Here is a 21,261-nt window from a genome sequence, read left to right as displayed (position 1 = left end):
GCGAGGACTGTTGAAAGGACGCCCAAGGCAACAGTGGTGATTTTAAAAACGAGGACCGCGGTCAAGCTGCACCCTCCTATGATTCAAATCACCTGCATCCTACGCCTAAAGCACGATCGGGAAAAGTGCGCAGCAATTGTCCGGAAAGAATCATGCTCAAACAATAACCGAAAGGCGCGATGACGATTCATCCTCATCCCATCGCGCTTTGGCGATCCGGTGTGCCAGCAACTGCAGATTGCCGGGACCTATGGAAGCTGCCGCCGGCCGATACGGCCTTCGTGCTTGTAGAGGAGCACCCCGGATTGCCGGGCTTGGCGACGCACCGAACTGACCCGCCGTCCCAGGACCCTCGCTGCGTCCGCCGCGCTGATCCGATCCCGGGCCAAACGGGACAGGAGCGCCAGCTCCTCGGCGGTCCATTCAGACGCTACTTGTGGTTCTTTCCGGCCATCCATGCAGCGTGAAGGGTACATGACAAATGCTAATTCAATCGTTAACGGGCGCTAACCATGTTGTTCCAGGGTCGGAAGAAGCGGGTCCGCCTGCCGAATTTGGATGTGGCTGAACAGGACCAGGTGCCCGGGGCAAATCCGGATATATACCCTCTGGACATGTAGAACATTCCCGGTTACAGTACATATATACTGCGGGGAGGCGTTCCACATGGCCCAGAAGCCGAGCAAAATTCGCGAGTTTCAGAAGCGTTTCCCCGACGAAGATAGCTGCCTTACGCACCTGATGCGGACCCGGTTCGGGGAGCGCTTTACCTGCTTCAAGTGCCAGAAAGAGGCGACCTATTACCGGGTCAAGGCTCGCCGCTCGTTCGAGTGCGAGCACTGCGGCTATCAGGTCTATCCGACCGCTGGCACGCCGTTCGAAAAGACCCGCACCAGCCTCCGCGATTGGTTCTACGTCATGTTCCTGTTCTGCGAGACGCGGAACGGCGTCGCAGCAAAGGAAGTCGAGCGCCAGCTAGGCGTCACCTACAAGACGGCGTGGCGCATGTGCCATCTGATCCGCCTGTATATGGGCTACGTCGATGGCGACGCCCCAATGGGCGGCCCCGGCAAGACCATAGAGGTGGACGAGACGTTTATTGGCGGCAAGGACAAGCAGGGCAAAGACGATAAGGCGATTGTGATGGGCATCGTTGAGCGCGGCGGCGACGTTGTTACGCGCGTCGTGCAGGCTCGCTCCAAGGCCCATATCCTCCCGCACGTCGTGCGCTTCGTGAAAGAAGGCTCTCGCGTCCACACGGACGAGGCGTCGAACTTCAAGCTGTTGAGAGAGAAGTACGGTTACGATCACGAAGCCGTGGATCATTCGGCCAAGGAGTACGTGCGCGGCGACGTTCACACCAACTCAATCGAATCGTTCTGGTCTCAGGTAAAGCGCGGTATCAACGGGACTTACGTTTGGGTTTCGAAGAAGCACTTGCAGCTTTACCTTCGCGAGTTCGAGTATCGCCATAACTTGCGGAAGCAGCCGATGCTGATGTTCGAGCTTTTGTTGCAGGCTTTTCCCCGGGTACGGGTTGAGTGACCATCGCCTGCAAGAGTTGATCGAAGCGTTGCGATTTGGCGGATTTTGGCTTCACTTCGTAACTCCTACGTCTGCCTGTTCGTATTCAGCCCACTTCTCACTCAGTTGCCTTGATCTTCCAGGTACCCAAAAGTGCATCATTCGTGTGAATTTCCGCAATTGCTCAACCGTCTTTGGGCTGAGACTCGCTTTGGGGTCTTGATGATCTCGCACAAAATTTGAGGCTTGGGTGTTCAGAACCTCGATCAAATCTAAGTATCCAAACATCATTAAACGTCGTTCGGGAAGCTGCCAATTTTGTTCGGTGATGCCGGTGGTTTCCGCATAATCCGGCCATTTCAAAGCAAGTCTTGAAAAACTTTTGTCAGCTATGTCCACCTTCTCTTTGAGAAGAGCCGCTTGAGTTTGAAATTTTCCAGCATCAGGGGAGATCGCTTCCAGCGTGTGTTTGGCTTGATCGCGAACGTCCAATGCAGGGCCAGTGATCCAATCCTTGAAATCATCAATAGCACGGCGACGCCGTGCTAACTCGGAAGCTGAGAAGTGTTTCCTCACTATTCGATTTGGATCTGATTCCGACGGAGTTTCAGCCTGCTTTGGTGCTTGCGCAGGCTTATCCCCCAAGGCGATCATGGAAAGCCCCACAACTCCTAGGGCTATCGCACAAGCCAGCACCAGAATTCCAAAGCCCTGACGTCCCATCATGCCCGTCGCTATTGAAAACCAACTTTGAGAATATCCGTACCAGATCAGGCAGGCGGCTGCGCCGGCGCTTGAAATCCAGAAAATTACGCCAGCCAGCCACTTGCACTCGGGCCACCTCATAGGTGCGACCCCGGCTGAAATCTGGACGAAGAAGAAAAACAGAAGGGAGAAAAGCGCGCCGTCCATACCTGCCTCTTCAGCCCTCTAGGGCTAGTTGTGGCAGGCGAATCTGTACCCGATTTAGAGTACATGTTCAAAGGGTATATATCTGGGCAAATCCGCAAAAGAACATATTGCGAACCTAGAACAAATAGGGTACATTGATTTTATCGCCGAGCTGCCTCGCCAATTGTTTGTCCCTCACGCGAATCCTCGCCATAAGGAGCACGACCCAATGTCCGCCACTGCGCTGCGTATCGTCGAAGGATCTTCCATGGACAAGAGTAAAGCTCTGGCCGCCGCGCTCTCCCAGATCGAGCGCCAGTTCGGCAAGGGCTCGGTGATGAAGCTCGGCAAGAACGACCGGTCCATGGACATCGAGGCGGTGTCCTCCGGCTCGCTCGGGCTCGATATCGCGCTCGGCATCGGCGGCCTGCCCAAGGGACGCATCGTCGAGATCTACGGGCCGGAATCCTCGGGCAAAACCACGCTGGCGCTGCATACGGTGGCGGAAGCGCAGAAGAAGGGCGGCATCTGCGCCTTCATCGACGCCGAGCATGCGCTCGACCCGGTCTATGCCCGCAAGCTCGGGGTCAACATCGACGAGCTCCTGATCTCGCAGCCCGACACCGGCGAGCAGGCGCTGGAGATCTGCGACACGCTGGTGCGCTCGGGCGCGGTCGATGTGCTGGTGATCGACTCGGTCGCGGCGCTGGTGCCGAAGGCCGAGCTCGAAGGCGAGATGGGCGATGCGCTGCCGGGCTTGCAGGCCCGTCTGATGAGCCAGGCGCTGCGCAAGCTCACGGCCTCCATCAACAAGTCCAACACCATGGTGATCTTCATCAACCAGATCCGCATGAAGATCGGTGTGATGTACGGCTCGCCCGAAACCACGACCGGCGGCAATGCGCTGAAATTCTACGCCTCCGTCCGCCTCGACATCCGCCGCATCGGCGCGATCAAGGAGCGCGACGAGGTGGTCGGCAATACCACGCGCGTCAAGGTGGTGAAGAACAAGCTGGCGCCGCCCTTCAAGCAGGTCGAGTTCGACATCATGTACGGCGAGGGCGTCTCCAAGATGGGCGAGATCCTCGATCTCGGCGTCAAGGCCGGCATCGTCGAAAAGTCCGGCGCCTGGTTCTCCTATGACAGCCAGCGCCTCGGCCAGGGCCGCGAGAACTCGAAGGCATTCCTGAAGGCCAACCCTGATATCACCGCCAAGATCGAGACCTCGATCCGCCAGAACTCCGGCCTGATCGCCGAGCAGATTCTCGCCGGCACCCCCGAGCGAGACGCCGACGGCGAGGAGCCGGCGGACGAGTAAGCCTTACCGCGAAGAGTTTTCGCGAGGAGCGGGCGCTGAGGACGTTGAGTTGCCGACGTCATCGGCGCCCGTTTCGTTTTGCGCGAGGGGGGGCGCGCCGCCGCGGTCATCGATTCAACCTAAAGCCATTCCGCCATAGGTCGAAACCGTAGAGCGGATTAGCCGTGCGATGCGCGAAGCCATTGCCCGGTGTCATCCACCACTGTTCGCCTCTGCGGAAGCTGAAGCGGTGGGTTGCGCCGGCGGACCGTGCTTCGCACAGCCGCCCGCTAACCCACCCCACAATTCCCTTACTCCGCCGCTTCCGCGTAGTCGCTCACCGGCGGGCACGAGCACACCAGGTTGCGGTCGCCATAGACGTTGTCGACACGGCCCACCGGGCTCCAGTACTTGTCGGTGCGCGAGCTGCCCGCGGGGAAGCAGCCTTCGCTGCGGCTGTAGGCGCGATTCCAATCGTCATCCGCGATGTCGTGCACGGTGTGCGGTGCGTGACGCAGCGGGGATGCCTCGATCTTGAAGCGGCCGGCCTCGACCTCGGCGATCTCCTTTCGGATCGCGATCATGGCGTCGCAGAAGCGGTCCAGCTCAGCCCTGGATTCCGACTCGGTCGGCTCGATCATCAGCGTGCCCGGCACCGGGAAGCTCATGGTCGGTGCGTGGAAGCCGTAGTCGATCAGCCGTTTTGCGATATCGTCCACGGTGACGCCGCTTGTCGTCTTCAACGGACGCGGGTCGATGATGCACTCATGCGCGACGCGTCCCCTGGCGTTCTTGTAGAGCACCGGGAAGTGCGGATCGAGACGCGCTGCGATGTAGTTGGCGTTGAGGATCGCGATCTCGGTGGCGCGCTTCAGACCTTCGCCGCCCATCATCAGAATATAGATGTAGGAGATGGTGAGGATCGAGGCCGAGCCGAACGGCGCCGCCGAAACCGGGCCGACCGGAGCGTCAGCTTGCGTGACCGGATGACCGGGCAGGAACGGCTTAAGATGCGCCTTGACGCCGATCGGGCCCATGCCGGGGCCGCCGCCGCCATGCGGGATGCAGAACGTCTTGTGCAGATTGAGATGGCTGACGTCGGCGCCGTAGTCGCCGGGCCTGCTCAGGCCGACCTGCGCATTGAGGTTGGCGCCGTCGAGATACACCTGGCCGCCATGGCCGTGCACGATGTCGCAGATCTCGCGGATATGCTCCTCGAACACGCCGTGGGTCGAGGGATAGGTGATCATGATCGCGGCGAGGTCGTTCGAATGCTTCTCGGCCTTGGCGCGGAGGTCGTTGACGTCGACGTCGCCGTTCTTCTCGCAGGCGACCACCACCACGTCCATGCCGGCCATCGCGGCCGAGGCCGGGTTGGTGCCGTGGGCGGAGGAGGGGATCAGGCAGATCTTGCGATGCGCTTCGCCGCGCGCGAGATGATAGCCGCGGATCGCGAGCAGCCCGGCATATTCGCCCTGCGCGCCTGAATTCGGCTGCAGCGAGATCGCGTCATAGCCGGTGATGTCGCACAGCCACTTCTCCAGTCGCGCGAACAGCGCGTGATAGCCGGCGGCCTGCTCGCGCGGCACAAACGGGTGCAGCGTCGCAAACTCCGGCCAGGTCAGCGGCATCATCTCCGTGGTCGCGTTCAGCTTCATGGTGCAGGAGCCGAGCGGGATCATGGCGCGGTCGAGCGCGAGGTCGCGATCGCTGAGCTTGCGCATGTAGCGCAGCATCTCGGTCTCCGAGCGATGCGCATGGAAGACCGGATGGGTGAGGAACGAGGTGGCGCGCTTCAGCGTCTCCGGCAGCGCCTCGCGCGTCCCGGCGTCGATCTCGGCATAGGCGAGCGTGCCGCCGAAGGCGCGCCAGACCGCTTCCACCGTCGCAGGCGTCGTGGTCTCGTCGAGCGCGATGCGCAGAGCTGCATCACCGATGCCGAGATTGATCTTTTCGGAGGCGGCGCGCGCGACGATCTCGGCGCGCCTGGCGCCGGCATCGACGCTGAGCGTGTCGAAGAAGCTGTCGGACTGCGGCGCAAAGCCGAGCTTGCGCAGGCCGCTCGCGAGCACGGCGGTGCGGCGATGGACGCTGCGCGCGATCTGGATGAGGCCCTCGGGGCCGTGATAGACCGCATACATCGCAGCGATCACGGCGAGCAGCACCTGCGCGGTGCAGATGTTGGAGGTCGCCTTCTCGCGGCGGATGTGCTGCTCGCGGGTCTGCAGCGCGAGGCGGTAGGCAGGCATCCCGCGGGAATCGATGGAGAGGCCGACGATGCGGCCGGGCAGCGAGCGCTTGAGCGCATCGCGCACCGCCATATAGGCCGCATGCGGTCCGCCATAGCCCATCGGCACGCCGAAGCGCTGCGCCGAGCCGATCGCGATGTCGGCGCCCAACTCGCCGGGCGAGGCCAGCAGCGTCAGCGCCAGCAGGTCGGCGGCAACGATCGCAAGCGCGCCCTTGGCCTTCAGCGCCGCGATCGCAGGCCTGAGGTCGCGCAATGCGCCCGATGAGCCCGGATATTGCAGCAGCGCGCCGATTACGTCGGCGGTGTCGAGATCGGCGAGGGGATCGCCGACGATCAGGGTCCAGCCCAGCGGCTCGGCGCGGGTCCGCATCACAGCCAACGTCTGCGGATGCACGTCCTTGTCGACGAAGAAGGCCTTCGCCTTCACCTGCGAGTGCCGCTCCGCGAGCGCCATGGCTTCGGCCGCCGCGGTGGCTTCGTCGAGCAGCGAGGCGTTGGCGACGTCGAGCCCGGTGAGGTCGCAGATCATGGTCTGGAAGTTGAACAGCGCCTCCAGCCGGCCCTGGCTGATCTCGGGCTGGTAGGGCGTATAGGCCGTATACCAGGCCGGATTCTCCAGAATGTTGCGCTGGATCACCGCGGGCAGGATCGTGCCGGAATAGCCTTGGCCGATCAGCGAGGTGAAGACCTGGTTCTGGGCTGCGAGCTCGCCCATATGCGCGATCGCCTCGGTCTCGCTCAAGGGCTTGCCGAGATCGAGCGGGACGGCCTGCCGGATCGAAGCCGGCAGCGTCTCCGCCATCAGCGCGTCGACGCTTTTCGCGCCGACTGTTTCGAGCATTGCGTTGACGTCGCGCGCCGACGGGCCGATGTGGCGGCGAACGAAACTGGCGGCGGCGTCGCCGTTGGTCTTGCGGTGCGCGGTCATCATTGGGTCCTCGCTTCAGTTTTCGCTGTCATGCCCCGCCTAGTGCGCAATTGCGCACGGGGGCGGGGCATCCAGTACACGCAGGCGTCACGGCTTGAATCGAGAAGCCGCGGCGTACTGGATCGTCCGCCTTCGCGGACGATGACAGTGAGTGTGTGGAGACGGCTCGACTCATATCCTCAGGCCGTGTGCGCCTTGTAGGCGGCTTCATCCATGAGGCCGCCGAGCTCGCTTTTGTCGGCAATCTTGATCTTGAAGAACCAGGCCTTGCCCTGCGCATCCGAGTTCACCAGCGCCGGCTCGGCGACGAGCGCCTCGTTGGTCTCGAGCACCTCGCCTGAGATTGGCGCGTAGACGTCGGAGGCGGCCTTCACGGATTCCACGACGGCGGCGGCTTCGGCCTTCTTCAAGCTCCGGCCGATCTTGGGCAATTCGACGAACACGACGTCGCCGAGCTGCTGCTGGGCGTAGTCGGTGATGCCGACCGTGGCGGTATCGCCGTCGATCGCGAGCCATTCATGGTCGGAGGTGTACAGCGTCGTGGTCATGGTTGGTTTCCTGAAGCGGTGAGGTTTGGTTGAAAGCCGCGGGCTGGGTTCACCTCTCCCGCAGGGAGAGGTCGGATCGCATCGCAAGATGCGATCCGGGTGAGGGGTTCTGGTCTCACTGAGTGCTGCGGCCCCTCACTCGGATTGTCCCCGACGATGCTCCGCATCGCCAGGCACAACCCGACCTCTCCCCGCTGGGGAGAGGTGACCTCGGGGCCGCCGACTGTGCTCAATCTCATCATCCTCAGCGTTTGTAGGTGTTTTTCACGAAAGGCATCGCGACGACCTGCAGGGCCAGGCGCTGGCCGCGCACCTCGGCGTAGAGTTTCGTGCCGAGCGCGCTCAGGTTCGTGGGCACGTAGCCCATCGCGACCGGCGCATTCAGGCTCGGGCCGAAACCGCCCGAGGTGACCTTTCCGATCGGCTCGCCGCCGGCCTGGTCCGCAAACAGCAGCGCGCCCTCGCGCACCGGTGCGCGGCCTTCGGCGCGCAGGCCGACACGGCGGCGGGATGCGCCGTTGTCGAAATGCGCAAGGATCTTCCCGGCGCCGGGAAAGCCGCCGGCGCGCATCCCGCCGCTGCGGCGGCTCTTCTGCACCGACCATTCCAGCGCGGCCTCGACCGGCGTGGTCGCGGTGTCGATGTCGTGGCCGTAGAGGCAAAGCCCGGCTTCCAGCCGCAGGCTGTCGCGGGCGCCCAGGCCGATCGGCAGCACGTCCGGGTTTTCGAGCAGCATCTTGGTGAGGCGCTCGGCCTCCGTAGCGGGAACGGAGATCTCGAACCCGTCCTCGCCGGTGTAGCCGGAGCGCGAGACGAAGCACTTGATGCCGGCGACCTCATGCGGGCCGGCATCCATGAATGTCATCGACGGCGCCTCTGCACACAATTTCGCCAGCGCCGCTTCCGCCTTCGGGCCCTGCAGCGCGATCAGCGCGCGGTCGGCCAGAGAAACGATGACGCAATCGTCCGCGAGATGCGCGCGCAGATGCGCCTCGTCCGCTTCCTTGCAGGCGGCGTTGACGACCAGGAACAGGTGGTCGCCGAAATTGGCGACCATGAGATCGTCGAGAATCCCGCCTTCCGCATTGGTGAACTGGGCGTAGCGCTGCCGGCCCGGTGCAATCGCCACGATGTCCTGCGGCACCAGCCGTTCCAGCGCGCGGGCGGCGTCCTCGACCTTGCCCGACTTCGGGCGAAGCGCGAGCTGCCCCATATGGGAGACGTCGAACAGGCCGGCGGCGGCTCTCGTATGGAGGTGCTCCTTCAGCACGCCGGCGGGGTACTGCACGGGCATGTCGTAGCCAGCGAACGGCACCATCTTGCCGCCGAGGGACACATGCAGGGCGTGGAGAGGCGTCTGTCGGAGAGATTTCTGGTCGGCGGGTACTGGCATCACAGGGGTCCTCGGCGGTTCCCCGGGGACGATTCCCCGGGCCAACCAGTCGAAGCCCCATCTGTCGCTGTGCCTGAGAGTATTATCCCGTCGGCGGGCGCCACCCGGGTTCTTAGGCCCGTCGGCGCCTCTTTCCAGATGCTGTCAAAGCCACGCGGTCCTTTTGCCTGAGAGTTTCCGGGGCGGTTGCTCCTTCGGCGCCGGCACCAGTGCCGGTCTCTCCCGACGTGGCCGTACGATACAGATGGGTAAAGACCACAGGCCAGCCAAGCCTGTCAACGCGTCCACTCGTCCTATCAACGGGATTGCGCGGCTGCGGCAACCCTCTGATCTCCTTGCACAGTTTCTGGACACTGAAGCTGGCCTTGTCTAAAAGCGCTTTGGCCCGCAGATATCAGCCTTAACCTCTGGTTTGGATGGCAGGAAGCGGGTCCAAGCACACCCGATTGGATGAACATGAGCGGCGTCAACGAGATCAGGTCGACCTTTCTGAATTTCTTTGCCGAGAACGGCCACGAGATCGTGCCGTCCTCGCCACTGGTGCCGCGCAACGACCCCACGTTGATGTTCACCAATGCCGGCATGGTGCAGTTCAAGAACGTCTTCACCGGCGTCGAGAAGCGGCCCTACCAGCGCGCCACCACCTCGCAGAAATGCGTGCGCGCCGGCGGCAAGCACAACGACCTCGACAATGTCGGCTACACCGCGCGCCATCTCACCTTCTTCGAGATGCTCGGCAATTTCTCGTTCGGCGACTATTTCAAGGAGCGCGCGATCGAGCTTGCCTGGAAGCTGATCACCGCCGAGTTCGGGCTGAAGAAGGACAAGCTGCTCGTCACGGTCTACCACACCGACGACGAGGCGGCGGGCCTGTGGAAGAAGATCGCCGGCTTCTCCGAGGACCGCATCATCCGCATCCCGACCTCGGACAATTTCTGGGCGATGGGCGACACCGGCCCGTGCGGTCCGTGCTCGGAAATTTTCATCGACCGCGGCGAGCACATCTGGGGCGGACCTCCGGGCTCGCCCGAGGAGGACGGCGACCGCTTCCTCGAATTCTGGAATCTCGTGTTCATGCAGTACGAGCAGGTGACGAAGGAGGAGCGCGTCGGCTTGCCGCGTCCCTCGATCGACACCGGCATGGGCCTGGAGCGCATGGCCTGCATCCTCCAGGGCGTCGAGAGCGTGTTCGAGACCGACCTGTTCCGCAACCTGATCGATGCGACGGCCTCCGCGCTCGGCACCGGGCCGAACGAGCAGACCGTGGCCTCGTTCCGCGTCATCGCCGACCATCTGCGCTCCTCGGCCTTCCTCGTCTCGGACGGCGTGCTGCCCTCGAACGAGGGCCGCGGCTACGTGCTGCGCCGGATCATGCGCCGCGCGATGCGCCATGCGCAGCTGCTTGGCGCCAAGGAGCCGCTGATGCATCGCCTGGTCTGGGCGCTGGTCCGCGAGATGGGCCAGGCCTACCCCGAGCTGATGCGCGCGGAGAAGCTGATCGAGGAGACGATGCGGCTGGAAGAGACGCGCTTCCGCAAGACGCTGTCGCGCGGCCTGGCCATCCTCGACGAGAAGAGCGCGGGCCTGAAGAAGGGCGACATGTTCGACGGCGACGTCGCCTTCACGCTCTACGACACCTACGGCTTCCCGCTGGACCTGACGCAGGACGCGCTGAAGTCGCGCGGCATCGGCGTCGACCAGGCGGCATTCACCGACGCGATGGAGCGCCAGAAAGTGAAGGCGCGCGAGTCCTGGAAGGGCTCGGGGGAGGCGGCTTCCGAGGCGATCTGGTTCCCGCTGCGCGAGAAGCTGGGTGCGACCGAATTCCTGGGCTACGAGACCGAGAGCGCCGAGGGCGTGGTGTCCGCGCTGGTGAAGGACGGCCACGAAGTCGCCAGCCTCAAGGCCGGCGAGACGGGCGCGATCGTGCTCAATCAGACGCCGTTCTATGCGGAGTCCGGCGGCCAGGTCGGCGACACCGGCGTGCTGACGGGTGAGGGCGGCATCAAGTTCCGCGTCACCGACACGCAGAAGAAGCTCGGCGATCTCTTCGTCCATGTCGGCACGCTGGAGAGCGGCGAAATCAAGCTCGGCACCGCGCTGCAGCTCGAGGTCGATCATAGCAGGCGCTCCTCGATCCGCGCCCATCACTCGGCGACGCATCTCATTCACGAGGCGCTGCGCCAGGTGCTCGGCGATCACATTGCCCAGCGCGGCTCGATGGTCGCGCCCGACCGCCTGCGCTTCGACTTCGTGCACCCGAAGCCGATCACGCCGGAGGAACTGTCCCGCATCGAGGACATCGCCAACGACGTGGTGCTGGAGAACGACGAGGTCACGACCCGCATCATGGGCGTGGACGAGGCCCGCGAGGCCGGTGCACGCGCGCTGTTCGGCGAGAAATACGGCGATGAGGTCCGCGTCGTCTCGATGGGCAGGACCGCGCGCGAGCGCGGCGCCAACGCGCTCGGCTGGTCGGTCGAACTCTGCGGCGGCACCCACGTGAAGCGCACGGGTGACATCGGCCTGATCACGCTGACGGGCGAAGGCGCGGTCGCTTCGGGCGTGCGCCGCATCGAGGCGCTGACCGGCAATTATGCGCGCCGGCATGCCAACGAGACCATGGCGCTGGCGAAGACCGCGGCGAACGAGCTGCGCACCTCCCTCGACGACGTGCCGGCGCGCATCGCAGCGCTCATGGAGGATCGCAAGAAGCTCGAGCGCGAGCTCTCCGACGCCCGCAAGAAGCTCGCGATGGGCGGCGGCGCCTCCGCCGGCAACGGCGCCGCGGCGGGCGTGCGCGAGGTCGGTGACGTCAAGCTGATGGCGCGTGCCGTGGAAGGCATCGAGATGAAGGATCTCAAGAGTCTCGCTGATGACGGCAAGAAGCAGATCGGCTCGGGCGTCGTCGCCATCGTCGGCGTCACCGAGGACGGCAAGGCCGGTGTGGTCGTCGGCGTCACGCAGGACCTCACCGCGCGCTTCAATGCCGTGAACCTCGTCCGCATCGCCTCTGAGGCGCTCGGCGGCAAGGGCGGCGGCGGCCGGCCCGACATGGCCCAGGCCGGCGGTCCCGATGGCGCCAAGGCGGCGGCCGCGCTCACCGCGATCGAAAAAGCGATGGCGGGCGCTTAAGTCGCCATGGCCCCCGTTCCGCGAGGACGTGGGCTTCGCGATCCCGAATTTCGGGATCGCCTCTACGATTTGCTGGAGCACGATCCGCTGGCCTATTCGGTCGGGTCGCGCTTCATCCAGCTGATCATCGGGGTCATCGTGCTCAATGTGGCCGCGATGATCCTCGCATCGCTGCCGGAGCTCGATGCGCAGTTCGGCACGCTGTTCGCAGGCATCACCGTCCTGTCTGTGATCGTGTTCGCGCTGGAATACGCGGCGCGGCTGTGGACGGTGGCGGGGCACACCCAGCGCAAGGGCTCCGCGCTGGCCGACCGGCTCGGCTACGCCTTCTCCGCGCTCGGCATCATCGATCTGATGGCGTTCCTGCCTGCGGCAATCGTGCTCGCCACCGGCGGGCATGCGACGCTGGCCGCGCTCGGCGTGCTGCCGTTCTTCAAGCTGATCCGCTATTCGCCGGCGATGCGCTCGCTGCTCGCCGCCGTGCATGCCGAGCGGCGGGCGCTGATCGGCTGCATCGTCATCCTGATCGGCGCGGTGCTGACCTTCGCCTCGCTGCTCTACGCCATCGAGCGCGATGTGCAGCCGGACAAGCTCGGCACCATTCCTCAGGCGATGTGGTGGGCGATCGTCACGCTCGGCACGGTCGGCTATGGCGACGTCGTGCCGGTGACGCCGCTCGGCAAGTTCGTCTCCACCTTCGCCATCGTCGCCGGCTTTGCCATGATCGCGCTGCCGGTCGCGATCATCTCGACCGCATTCGCCGAAGAGGTGAAGCGGCGCGATTTCGTCGTCACCTGGGGCATGCTTGCGCGGGTGCCGCTGTTCTCGCATCTGTCGGCCGCGGAGATCGCCGACATCATGCGGCTGCTCCGCGCGCGCACCATCGAGCAGGGCGAGATCCTGGTGCGGCGGGGCGATGTCGCCTCGTCGATGTATTTCATCACCGCCGGCGAGGTCGAGATCGCGCTGCCGAGCCAGCATGTGCGGCTCGCCGACGGCACCTTCTTCGGCGAGATCGCGCTGCTGCACAAGACAAAACGCAGCGGCACGGTGACGGCGACCCGCAAGACCCGGCTGCTCGTGCTCGACGCCCAGGACTTCCACGCTTTGATCGCGCGCATGCCGACGCTCGCCGACCATGTCCACAACACCGCCAAGGCAAGGCTTGCCGATGCCGGCGATCTCGCGCTGGCGGAGCTGGCGCAGGCGGAGAAGAACGACGCCGACCGCTGAGCGGTCAGCCTTTCTTCAGGAAAACATAATCCGCCGTGTAGGGCACGCTCTTGAATTCGCCGGCCTTCTCGCAAGCGCCGTAGAGCTCGCCGCCATGGGTGTTGATGCGCTGGACGGTCGTGACCGGCGTGAGAATGCCGCTGCCGCGGCGGGAGGCGACCTCCAGCTTCAGCCAGGGGATATCGGCAGCCGTCGCGCCCGGCGCATTGCCAACGGCCTTGCCGGTTACGGCGCTGCCGTCGGCGAGCTCCCAGTTCGGACCAGCATAGTGCCGGCCGATCGTCTTGCCTTCGGCGAGCAGCGTCGCGATCGGCTCGCGGAAGGCCCAGGCGAGCTTGCCGTCGGGGCTGGCCTTGCACTCGTAGACCTGTGCGCCCTCGGCGTGGACGCTGAGCACGGCGGTCTCGCCCGGTGCGGCGATGGCGTCGGGGACAGGCTCCGCAGCCCCGGCCGGTCCGATCAGGGCCGCGAGCATCAGCGTGGAGGCGGCAAGCTTGATGAACATGGTGGTCTCCGCAAAGGGGCCTGAAAGACAACGGGCCGCGCTTTGAGGCGCGGCCCATGATGATGTCTGCCGGTCGGGCGAAAATGCCGGCGGCTTACGCCAGTTCTTTCGTCAGGTTCTCGGCGACCTTGTCGAGGAAGCCGGTGGTCGAGAGCCAGCGCTGGTCGGCGCCGACCAGGAGCGCGAGGTCCTTGGTCATGTAGCCGGACTCGACGGTGTCGACGCAGACCTTCTCGAGCGTGTTGGCGAACTTCGCCAGCTCGGCATTGTTGTCGAGCTTGGCGCGGTGGGCGAGGCCACGGGTCCAGGCGAAGATCGAGGCGATCGAGTTGGTCGAGGTCTCCTTGCCCTTCTGGTGCTCGCGGTAGTGCCGGGTCACCGTGCCGTGGGCGGCTTCGGCTTCCACGGTCTTGCCGTCGGGAGTGAGCAGCACCGAGGTCATCAGGCCGAGCGAGCCGTAGCCCTGCGCAACCGTGTCGGACTGCACGTCGCCGTCGTAGTTCTTGCAGGCCCAGACATAGCCGCCGGACCATTTCAGCGCCGAGGCCACCATGTCGTCGATCAGGCGGTGCTCGTAGGTCAGGCCCTTGGCCTCGAAGTCCTTCTTGAACTCGCGGTCGAAGATGTCCTGGAAGATGTCCTTGAAGCGGCCGTCATAGACCTTGAGGATCGTGTTCTTGGTCGACAGGTACACCGGGTAATTACGGAGCAGGCCGTAATTGAGCGAGGCGCGGGCGAAGTCGATGATGGAGTCGTCGAGATTGTACATCTCCATGGCGACGCCGGCGCCGGGCGCCTTGAACACTTCCTTCTCGATCACAGTGCCGTCCTCGCCGACGAACTTCATCGACAGGGTGCCCTTGCCCGGGAACTTGATGTCGGTGGCGCGGTACTGGTCGCCATAGGCGTGACGTCCGATGATGATCGGCTTGGTCCAGCCGGGAACAAGGCGCGGCACGTTCTTGCAGATGATCGGCTCGCGGAAGATCACGCCGCCGAGGATGTTGCGGATGGTGCCGTTCGGCGACTTCCACATCTGCTTGAGGTTGAACTCCTTCACCCGGGCTTCATCCGGGGTGATGGTGGCGCACTTCACGCCGACGCCGACCTTCTTGATCGCCTCGGCGGCGTCGATGGTGACCTGATCGTTGGTGTGGTCGCGGTATTCCATCCCCAGGTCGAAATAGAGCAGCTCGACATCCAGGAACGGGGTGATCAGCTTGTCCTTGATGTACTGCCAGATGATCCGGGTCATCTCGTCGCCATCGAGCTCGACGACGGGATTGGATACCTTGATTTTTGCCATGATCGGGGAAGCCTCTTGGGAACGGCGCTTTTGGCGCGCCACGGGAATATCCGCCGCCTCTTAGCACCGCCGCGCGGCGGGCGAAAGCCAAGGGATTATGCACTTTTAGCTCATCCAGCTTCCGCAGATGGGGAGCGGCCAGCCGGGCCGTAGCCGGGCCGGGGCTCGCGTTCCAGGCGAGATTCAAAAGTCGAATCCAACCCGTTATTTCCCTTGAGAATTTCGTCAGGACAGGCAAACGACAGGCGGGCGGGGCGGCCGGAAGGCGCGGCTTGAATCAATTCCTGAGAGCGCCTGGCCAGGGCCTTGAGAGACAGTGTGAAAGCGAAGCGAGATGTCGGGGACTGACAAGAGCAAGGCGGGTCTATCCCTCGACGGTCCCATCGTCATCCTGGTCGAGCCGCAGCTCGGCGAGAACATCGGCATGGCCGCGCGCGCCATGGGCAACTTTGCTCTCGGCCGGCTTCGCATCGTCAACCCCAGGGACGGCTGGCCCAACATCGCCGCCCAGCGCGCCGCGGCCGGCGCCGACCACATTCTGGAAAAGGTCGAATTGTTCGACACGGTGGAGCAGGCGGTCGCCGACCTCGACCTCTTGTTCGCCACCACCGCGCGCCCCCACGACCAGGCCAAGCCCGTGGTCGGGCCGGAAGCCGCAGCCAGCGAGATCGCCGGGCACGTCGCGACCGGCGGCAGGTGCGGCATCCTGTTCGGCCGGGAGCGCTGGGGGCTGACCAACGAGGAGGTCGGGCTTTCCAACCGCATCATCACCTTCCCGGTCAATCCGGGCTTTGCCTCGCTCAACCTCGCCCAGGCCGTGCTGCTGGTCGGCTACGAATGGTTCAAGCGCGCGACCTCGGGCGCGCTGCCCCACGCCATGCCGGAGCGCTCCGAGCGCGCTTCGCAGCACCAGATGCAGGCCTTCTTCGACAATCTCGTGCGCGAGCTCGACAAGGTCGAATTCCTGCGCCCGGCCGAGAAGCGCGACACCATGCTGGTGAACCTGCGCAACATCTTCACCCGCATGGAGCCGACCAAGCAGGACATGCACACCCTGCACGGCGTGATCATGGCGATCGCCGAAGGGCGCAAGGGCCCGGCCAAAGGCGGCGTGCTCGACGGCGAGCAGGCCACGCGCCTGCGCGCGCTCTTGGCTGAGCACGGGCAGGGCGGCGGCGTCCCCGACAGCGGCTCCACCGTGCGCGGCCTCGCCCGCCTGCTTCGCCGCAACCCGACCGACGCCGAGCGCCTGCTCTGGCAGGCGCTCACGCGCGACCGCCGCTTCGCCGGCCAGTTCAAGCGGCAGACTCCGGTCGGCCGCCACATCCCGGATTTCGTCTCCTTCCCGCACCGTATCGCGATCGAGCTGGTCAACCCGGGCGAGGGCGAGGCGATTGCGGCAGACCGCGCGGGCCGGCGGACCTGGCTCGAGGCGCGGGATTATCGCGTGCTCGACCTTCGGGCAGTGGACGTGGAGCGCGATCTGGAGGCGGAGCTGATCCGGCTGCAGGGGATGATGGGGCAGGGCGCATAGAATCGCGCCAGTCTCGTAGGATGGGCAAAGACGAGCGTGCTCACCAGCTTGAGCGATGAGGCCGACAGAAGTCGTGGGCACGGCGCTGCGCGCTGCCCACCTTGCAGAGGGTGATGGTGGAGTGGGTTTGAGCGTTGGCCAGACTGACCCGCCGCGTGCAAGGCCGCAATCAAGGGTTGTGCAGAGACAAGATTGGTTGCTATGAAGTCCCCGGGAATTGAGTGGGGACGACATGTTTGGGATTGTGGGCCGCGCACAGGTTTGTGCGGCAGCAAGCTTCGGTGTTGTGGCGCTGAGTGTCCTGCTCGATATATCAGGCGCTCGTGCTGAAATGCCGCTGGCCGCCAAGTGCAACGCGGTCGGGAATGTCAGCGTCGATGACCGCATTGCGGGCTGCACCGCAATTATCCAGGCGGCGACGGGCATCCAGCAAGGCGTCGTCATGGCGCTCTTCCGCCGCGCCATGTTCTACCGCCAGAAGGGTGAGATCGATCTTGCGATCGCGGACTACGACCAGATCATCGAGCGCGATCCGGACAATGTGAACGCGCGCCTTTATCGAGCTTCCACATACGTCCAGAGACGCGACAACGAAGCCGCGCTTGCGGATTACGACAAGGTCATCGAGCTCGATCCCAGGAATACCTATGCGTATCTTGGGCGTGCGCGGCTGTACGTGACGGACGATGTCGATCGCGCCATCGCCGACTATGACCGGGCCCTTCTGGTCCATCCGGACAATGTCCATGCCTATATCGGCCGCAGCTTTGCCTATGAGACAAAGGGCGAGTCGGATCGCGCCTTAGCCGATTGTGCGCGAGCGATCGAGATCGGCCCAAACCATTGGATCGGCCAATTCTGCCGGGCCGACATCTATCTCGCACGGGGCCAGACCGATCTTGCATTGGCCGACTTCGACCGCGCGGTCCAGCTCAACCCGAAGGACCCGCGGCCCTATATCGGCCGTGCCAGAGTTTTTCAGGTCCGAGGCGATTTCGCAAAGACATTGTCGAACATCGACCTGGCGATCGAAATCAATCCCAATAACCCCGCATTCCATCGCTTGCGTGGGGCCATCCACTTCCAGTCCGGCCATTTGACGGAGGCACTTGCCGACCTCCGTCGATCGAGCGAACTGAATCGGAAGGATGCCTATACGCAGCTGTGGTTCGATCTCGCGCAGCGAAAGAGCGGCAGCGGGAGTGAGCTCGGTGAAGCCGCAAAGCTGATTGATCCGTCACGTTGGCCCGCGCCCATCGTTCGCTTCTTTCTGGGAGAGATGACTTTCGAAGCCTTGCTCGAGTCCGCGCAAGACAATTCCACGCGGAAGACAAGGGAGCAGGTCTGCGAAGCGAACTTCTATGCAGGCGAGCTGGCGCTGGAGCAGGGAGCTGATCAAGCCGTGCGGCTGCTGCGCGCCGCCGCGGACGAATGTCCGAAGCGCTTTGTGGAATGGGCCGCAGCGAAGGCCGAGCTTCACAAGCTGGAGACGCAGCCCTGATCCCAAGCAGTCTCGTAGGGGTGGGCGTGCCCGCTTGAGCGATGAGGCCGGCAGAAGTGGGTAAGGCGCTACGCGCCCTTGCCCACTCTGCGGCCCTTCCTTTTGATCGGCAGCGAATCGCGTCCAATGCAACAGACGCCCCGGTGCCGCTCAGCGCTGAAACACAACCTTGCCGCCGACGATGGTCATGTCCACCTTGATGTCCTTGATCTGGTCCTCCGGCACGGCGGTGTAGTCCGCGGAGAGCACCACCATATCTGCCAGCTTTCCCGGTTCGATCGTCCCTTTGCGGGTTTCCTCGAACGTATAGCGCGATGCCGCGCTGGTGTAGAGCCGCAGGGCCTGCTCGCGCGTAATGGCCTCTGCCGAGCCGTAGACGTTTCCGTTGGGATCCTTCCGGGTCACCATGACGTACATGTTGAGGAAGGGGTTGATCGGGTTGACCGGAAAATCCGTGCCGGCGCCGAGGCTGTTGAGCCCCATCTTTTCGATCAACGTCCTGGTCGGTACGGCGCGGTCAGCAGTCGCTTTCCCGAGAAATCGTTCGACCGTTGCCGCCTTGTCCCACATGAAGGCATTCTGGAAATCGACACGAACTCCCAGCTTTTGCGCACGCTCCATCTGTTCTGGCCGGATCAGGCTGGCGTGAATGAGGACGAAGCGGCGGTCGCGGATCGATTTTTCCTTGTCCACCGCCTCGAAGGCATCGAGCACCTGATCGATACCGAGGTCGCCCACCACGTGGACACCGACCCGCCAATCATACCGGTTGCAGATGGAGATGAGTTGCTTCAGCCGCTCGGGCGTCTGCTGGGCCACGCCGTGATAGTTGTCATGTGAATCGGGATAGACGTCGCGCATGAGTGCTGTCTTCAGCGTCATGCCGCCGTCGTAGAAGATCTTGATGCCGGCGAACTTCAGCCAATCGTCGCCAAAACCAGAAGAGGCCCCATTGCCTGACATGATGGCTTCCCATGCGGTCAGGTCGGCTGGCGGCTCCGGTCGAAACATCACGCCGGTGCGCAACGTGGCCTTCCCGGCTGCGACGACCTTCTGCAGCGTACGGATGTCGCGTGGTTCTGTCGCGCCTTCGATCACGCTCGTGATGCCGAAGCTATTCAGCGCGCCTGCGGCAATGGTGAATTGCCGCATTTCGTCGTCTTCCGTCCAGGGCGGAACGGCCTTCTCGACCCGATCGATCGCCGTCTCCACCAGCAGGCCGGTCAATTCACCCGCTGCGTCGCGCTCAAACTTTCCCCCATTCGGGTCCTCGGTGGTCTTGTCGATCCCGACCCGCTGGAGAGCCATGGTGTTCGCCATCGAGAAATGCCCGACGGTGCGAAGATAGACCGGATTGTCCGGAGCGACGCTGTCGATCTCCTGCCTCGTCAGATAGCGCTTCTCGGCCAATTGTGACGGCGGATGCCACGCGCCACCGACGATCCACTCGCCCGGCTTTTTCTTCGCAGCGAATGCCTTGATCGCCGCGAGCGCTTCGGCGACCGTCTTGGCTCTGGCCATGATGACCACATAATCGCCAAGGCCGGCAGCCTTGAAGTGAGTGTGGGTGTCGATCAATCCGGGGACGACGGTCTTGCCGGCCAGATCGATCACGCGGGTCCGGGCGCCTGCAAGCGCCCTTACCTCAGCACTGGTTCCGGTTGCGAGGATCTTTCCGTCTGTGACGGCGACTGCTTCCGTCACCGTTGATCGCTCATCCAGCGTCAGAACCTTTCCATTTACGAGGACGACGTCAGGTGCGTTTAGCTCCGGCCGCTGCGCCTCGGCATTTGCGATGCCGGCAATCCACATGCTCGCGGCAAGGATTGCAGATGCGGTTGACTTGCGAACCATGACGTCCCCTTGAATCTTGCTTTTGCCGGACGGAGATTTTCAACGGTATCTTCGATTGAACATGGGTTCAACGCTTCTCCATGCCTGGCAGCGTCCACATGATGGGCAAAGTGGGTCGCGCGTTGGGTCAGACTGGTCGGGCAGTGGCGTCATCGAAGCGGGCGGATGCGGCGACGACGGCGGCAAGCAGCGCAGAGATCAGGATGATGGCCAGTGCGGCTGTCCACCCATAGGTCTCAACTGCACTTCCAACGGCGACAGGTCCGGCCACCTGGCCGAGATTGCTGCCCTGCATCACCAGGCCGGTGACCACAGGAATGAGTGCGGCGGATGGCGCGAGCAACGGGATTGATGAGATCAGGACGGCCGGGATCAGGCCGCCCACCGCCGCGAACAGGATGCACAGCGCACATTCGTCACGGTGGCGGAATGCGGGAGCTTTCGGTCGGCCGCCGTTCGGCTGTCCCGTGTTCAGTCCGCCATCAGCCATGCCATTGCGAATCTGGAGGCCGAACTGGGCCTTGCGCTATTCGATCGTACGGGGCACCGGCCGGTACTGACGCCTGAGGGGCAGTCGCTGCTCGCGAACGCACGTGACATTCTCCTCAGAGTCGATGCGATGCCGGCGAGAGCCCGGGGCCTTGGCGAGGGGGGCGAACTCGAGCTTCCGTTGACCGTCGATACATTGTTTCCGATCGGCATGGTTGGCGCGGCATTGACGAAAATGCGCGCTGCCTATCCCTCGGTTTCGATCAGGCTTGCAGTCGAGCCGCTGGGTGGACCGATCGCGTCGCTGATCGATAAGCGCTCGCTGGCGATCGTGGTAGGCGAGGATTTCCGCGACCCGCGGATCGCACTCGAGGCGATCTCGTCGGTCGAGCAGGTTGCCGTCGTTTCCGTTGAGCACCCATTGGCAAGGCGGCAATCGCGCAACACGATCAGCCTTCAGGATCTGGCGGATCATCTGCAGATCGTTTTGTCCGATCCGACACCGTTGACCGAGGGACGCATGTTCGGTGTTCTTTCGCCCCAGACCTGCCAGGTCACCAATCAGGACACCAAGCACGCGATGATTCTCGCAGGGCTCGGCTGGGGCCGCCTGCCGTCCTGGCAGGTGGAGCGCGATCTGAGGGAAAGGCGCCTTGTGCGCCTTGCCACCACCGCCTTCGGACGACGCAGCCAGGTTGCCGCAGAAGCCTATCTCGCGCACCGGCTGGACGAGCCGTTCGGACCAGCCGCGCTGGCCTTTCGCCAGGCCTTGATGCAGATGGCCGAGGCCTAGACGCGTGATGATGAGGTGGATCGCTGCCTCATGGGTCCTACCACCTGTGTAGAGAAGCGGATACGCCCATCCAAATCCT

Annotated in this window: 15 protein-coding genes and 1 riboswitch; of the genes, 7 read left to right on the top strand and 8 right to left on the bottom strand. The window is 63.9% G+C overall.

The features are described from left to right. Window positions 1-666 precede the first annotated feature (666 nt). On the top strand, window positions 667-1,545 hold the full coding sequence (locus tag ACSHT2_RS09275) for an IS1595 family transposase (protein ID WP_440641293.1): 879 nt from the start codon (window positions 667-669) through the stop codon (window positions 1,543-1,545). 51 nt (window positions 1,546-1,596) lie between these two features. Here ACSHT2_RS09275 and ACSHT2_RS09270 read toward each other — a convergent pair whose 3' ends face one another. Then, window positions 1,597-2,436, bottom strand: coding sequence for a hypothetical protein (locus ACSHT2_RS09270; protein WP_440641292.1), 840 nt, complete (start codon window positions 2,434-2,436; stop codon window positions 1,597-1,599). 208 nt (window positions 2,437-2,644) lie between these two features. On the opposite strand from ACSHT2_RS09270, the gene recA reads away from it, so the two are divergent. Beyond that, window positions 2,645-3,733 (top strand): recombinase RecA, encoded by a 1,089-nt coding sequence (gene recA, locus ACSHT2_RS09265; RefSeq protein WP_028142816.1) that lies wholly within the window; start codon window positions 2,645-2,647, stop codon window positions 3,731-3,733. Window positions 3,734-4,023: 290 nt separating this feature from the next. Here recA and gcvP read toward each other — a convergent pair whose 3' ends face one another. The 3 genes from gcvP to gcvT all read right to left on the bottom strand — a co-directional run bounded on the left by gcvP (window position 4,024) and on the right by gcvT (window position 8,832). Further along, window positions 4,024-6,891, bottom strand: coding sequence for an aminomethyl-transferring glycine dehydrogenase (gcvP, locus tag ACSHT2_RS09260; protein WP_440642804.1), 2,868 nt, complete (start codon window positions 6,889-6,891; stop codon window positions 4,024-4,026). Between the two features lie 179 nt (window positions 6,892-7,070). After that, window positions 7,071-7,439: a glycine cleavage system protein GcvH gene (gene gcvH, locus ACSHT2_RS09255; RefSeq protein ID WP_440641291.1), complete on the bottom strand. Its 369-nt coding sequence runs from the start codon at window positions 7,437-7,439 to the stop codon at window positions 7,071-7,073. A gap of 244 nt (window positions 7,440-7,683) precedes the next feature. After that, window positions 7,684-8,832, bottom strand: a complete 1,149-nt coding sequence (gene gcvT / locus ACSHT2_RS09250) for a glycine cleavage system aminomethyltransferase GcvT (protein WP_440641290.1) — start codon at window positions 8,830-8,832, stop codon at window positions 7,684-7,686. 146 nt (window positions 8,833-8,978) lie between these two features. Beyond that, window positions 8,979-9,067, bottom strand: a riboswitch (glycine riboswitch). 221 nt (window positions 9,068-9,288) lie between these two features. On the opposite strand from gcvT, the gene alaS reads away from it, so the two are divergent. Continuing rightward, window positions 9,289-11,967 carry an alanine--tRNA ligase gene (gene alaS, locus ACSHT2_RS09245; RefSeq protein WP_440641289.1) on the top strand — a complete coding sequence of 893 codons (2,679 nt, stop codon included), beginning with the start codon at window positions 9,289-9,291 and terminating at the stop codon, window positions 11,965-11,967. 6 nt (window positions 11,968-11,973) lie between these two features. Beyond that, window positions 11,974-13,200 (top strand): cyclic nucleotide-gated ion channel, encoded by a 1,227-nt coding sequence (locus ACSHT2_RS09240; protein WP_440641288.1) that lies wholly within the window; start codon window positions 11,974-11,976, stop codon window positions 13,198-13,200. Window positions 13,201-13,204: 4 nt separating this feature from the next. Here ACSHT2_RS09240 and ACSHT2_RS09235 read toward each other — a convergent pair whose 3' ends face one another. Next, entirely contained in the window at window positions 13,205-13,705 is a 501-nt protein-coding gene (locus ACSHT2_RS09235; protein ID WP_440641287.1) for a DUF3455 domain-containing protein, read from the bottom strand. Between the two features lie 94 nt (window positions 13,706-13,799). After that, a complete protein-coding gene (locus ACSHT2_RS09230) occupies window positions 13,800-15,011 on the bottom strand; it encodes an NADP-dependent isocitrate dehydrogenase (RefSeq protein ID WP_440641286.1) in 1,212 nt (403 codons plus the stop codon). A gap of 334 nt (window positions 15,012-15,345) precedes the next feature. Here ACSHT2_RS09230 and ACSHT2_RS09225 point away from each other — a divergent pair, with 334 nt between their 5' ends. Next, a complete protein-coding gene (locus tag ACSHT2_RS09225; RefSeq protein WP_440641285.1) occupies window positions 15,346-16,545 on the top strand; it encodes a TrmJ/YjtD family RNA methyltransferase in 1,200 nt (399 codons plus the stop codon). Between the two features lie 232 nt (window positions 16,546-16,777). Beyond that, window positions 16,778-18,046, top strand: a complete 1,269-nt coding sequence (locus tag ACSHT2_RS09220) for a tetratricopeptide repeat protein (protein ID WP_440641284.1) — start codon at window positions 16,778-16,780, stop codon at window positions 18,044-18,046. A 150-nt stretch (window positions 18,047-18,196) separates the two neighbouring features. Here ACSHT2_RS09220 and ACSHT2_RS09215 read toward each other — a convergent pair whose 3' ends face one another. Further along, entirely contained in the window at window positions 18,197-19,858 is a 1,662-nt protein-coding gene (locus ACSHT2_RS09215) for an amidohydrolase (RefSeq protein ID WP_440641283.1), read from the bottom strand. 169 nt (window positions 19,859-20,027) lie between these two features. After that, entirely contained in the window at window positions 20,028-20,390 is a 363-nt protein-coding gene (locus tag ACSHT2_RS09210; RefSeq protein WP_440643051.1) for a hypothetical protein, read from the bottom strand. Between ACSHT2_RS09210 and ACSHT2_RS09205 the strand changes: the two genes are divergently transcribed. After that, entirely contained in the window at window positions 20,322-21,182 is an 861-nt protein-coding gene (locus ACSHT2_RS09205) for a LysR family transcriptional regulator (protein WP_440641282.1), read from the top strand. The genes ACSHT2_RS09210 and ACSHT2_RS09205 overlap by 69 nt on opposite strands. Window positions 21,183-21,261 lie beyond the last annotated feature (79 nt).

This window comes from Bradyrhizobium sp. PUT101, assembly GCF_052043945.1.
Classification (GTDB): domain Bacteria; phylum Pseudomonadota; class Alphaproteobacteria; order Rhizobiales; family Xanthobacteraceae; genus Bradyrhizobium.
The sequence above is the reverse complement of the archived record's forward strand: the minus strand, read 5'-3'. Positions and strand labels throughout refer to the sequence as shown.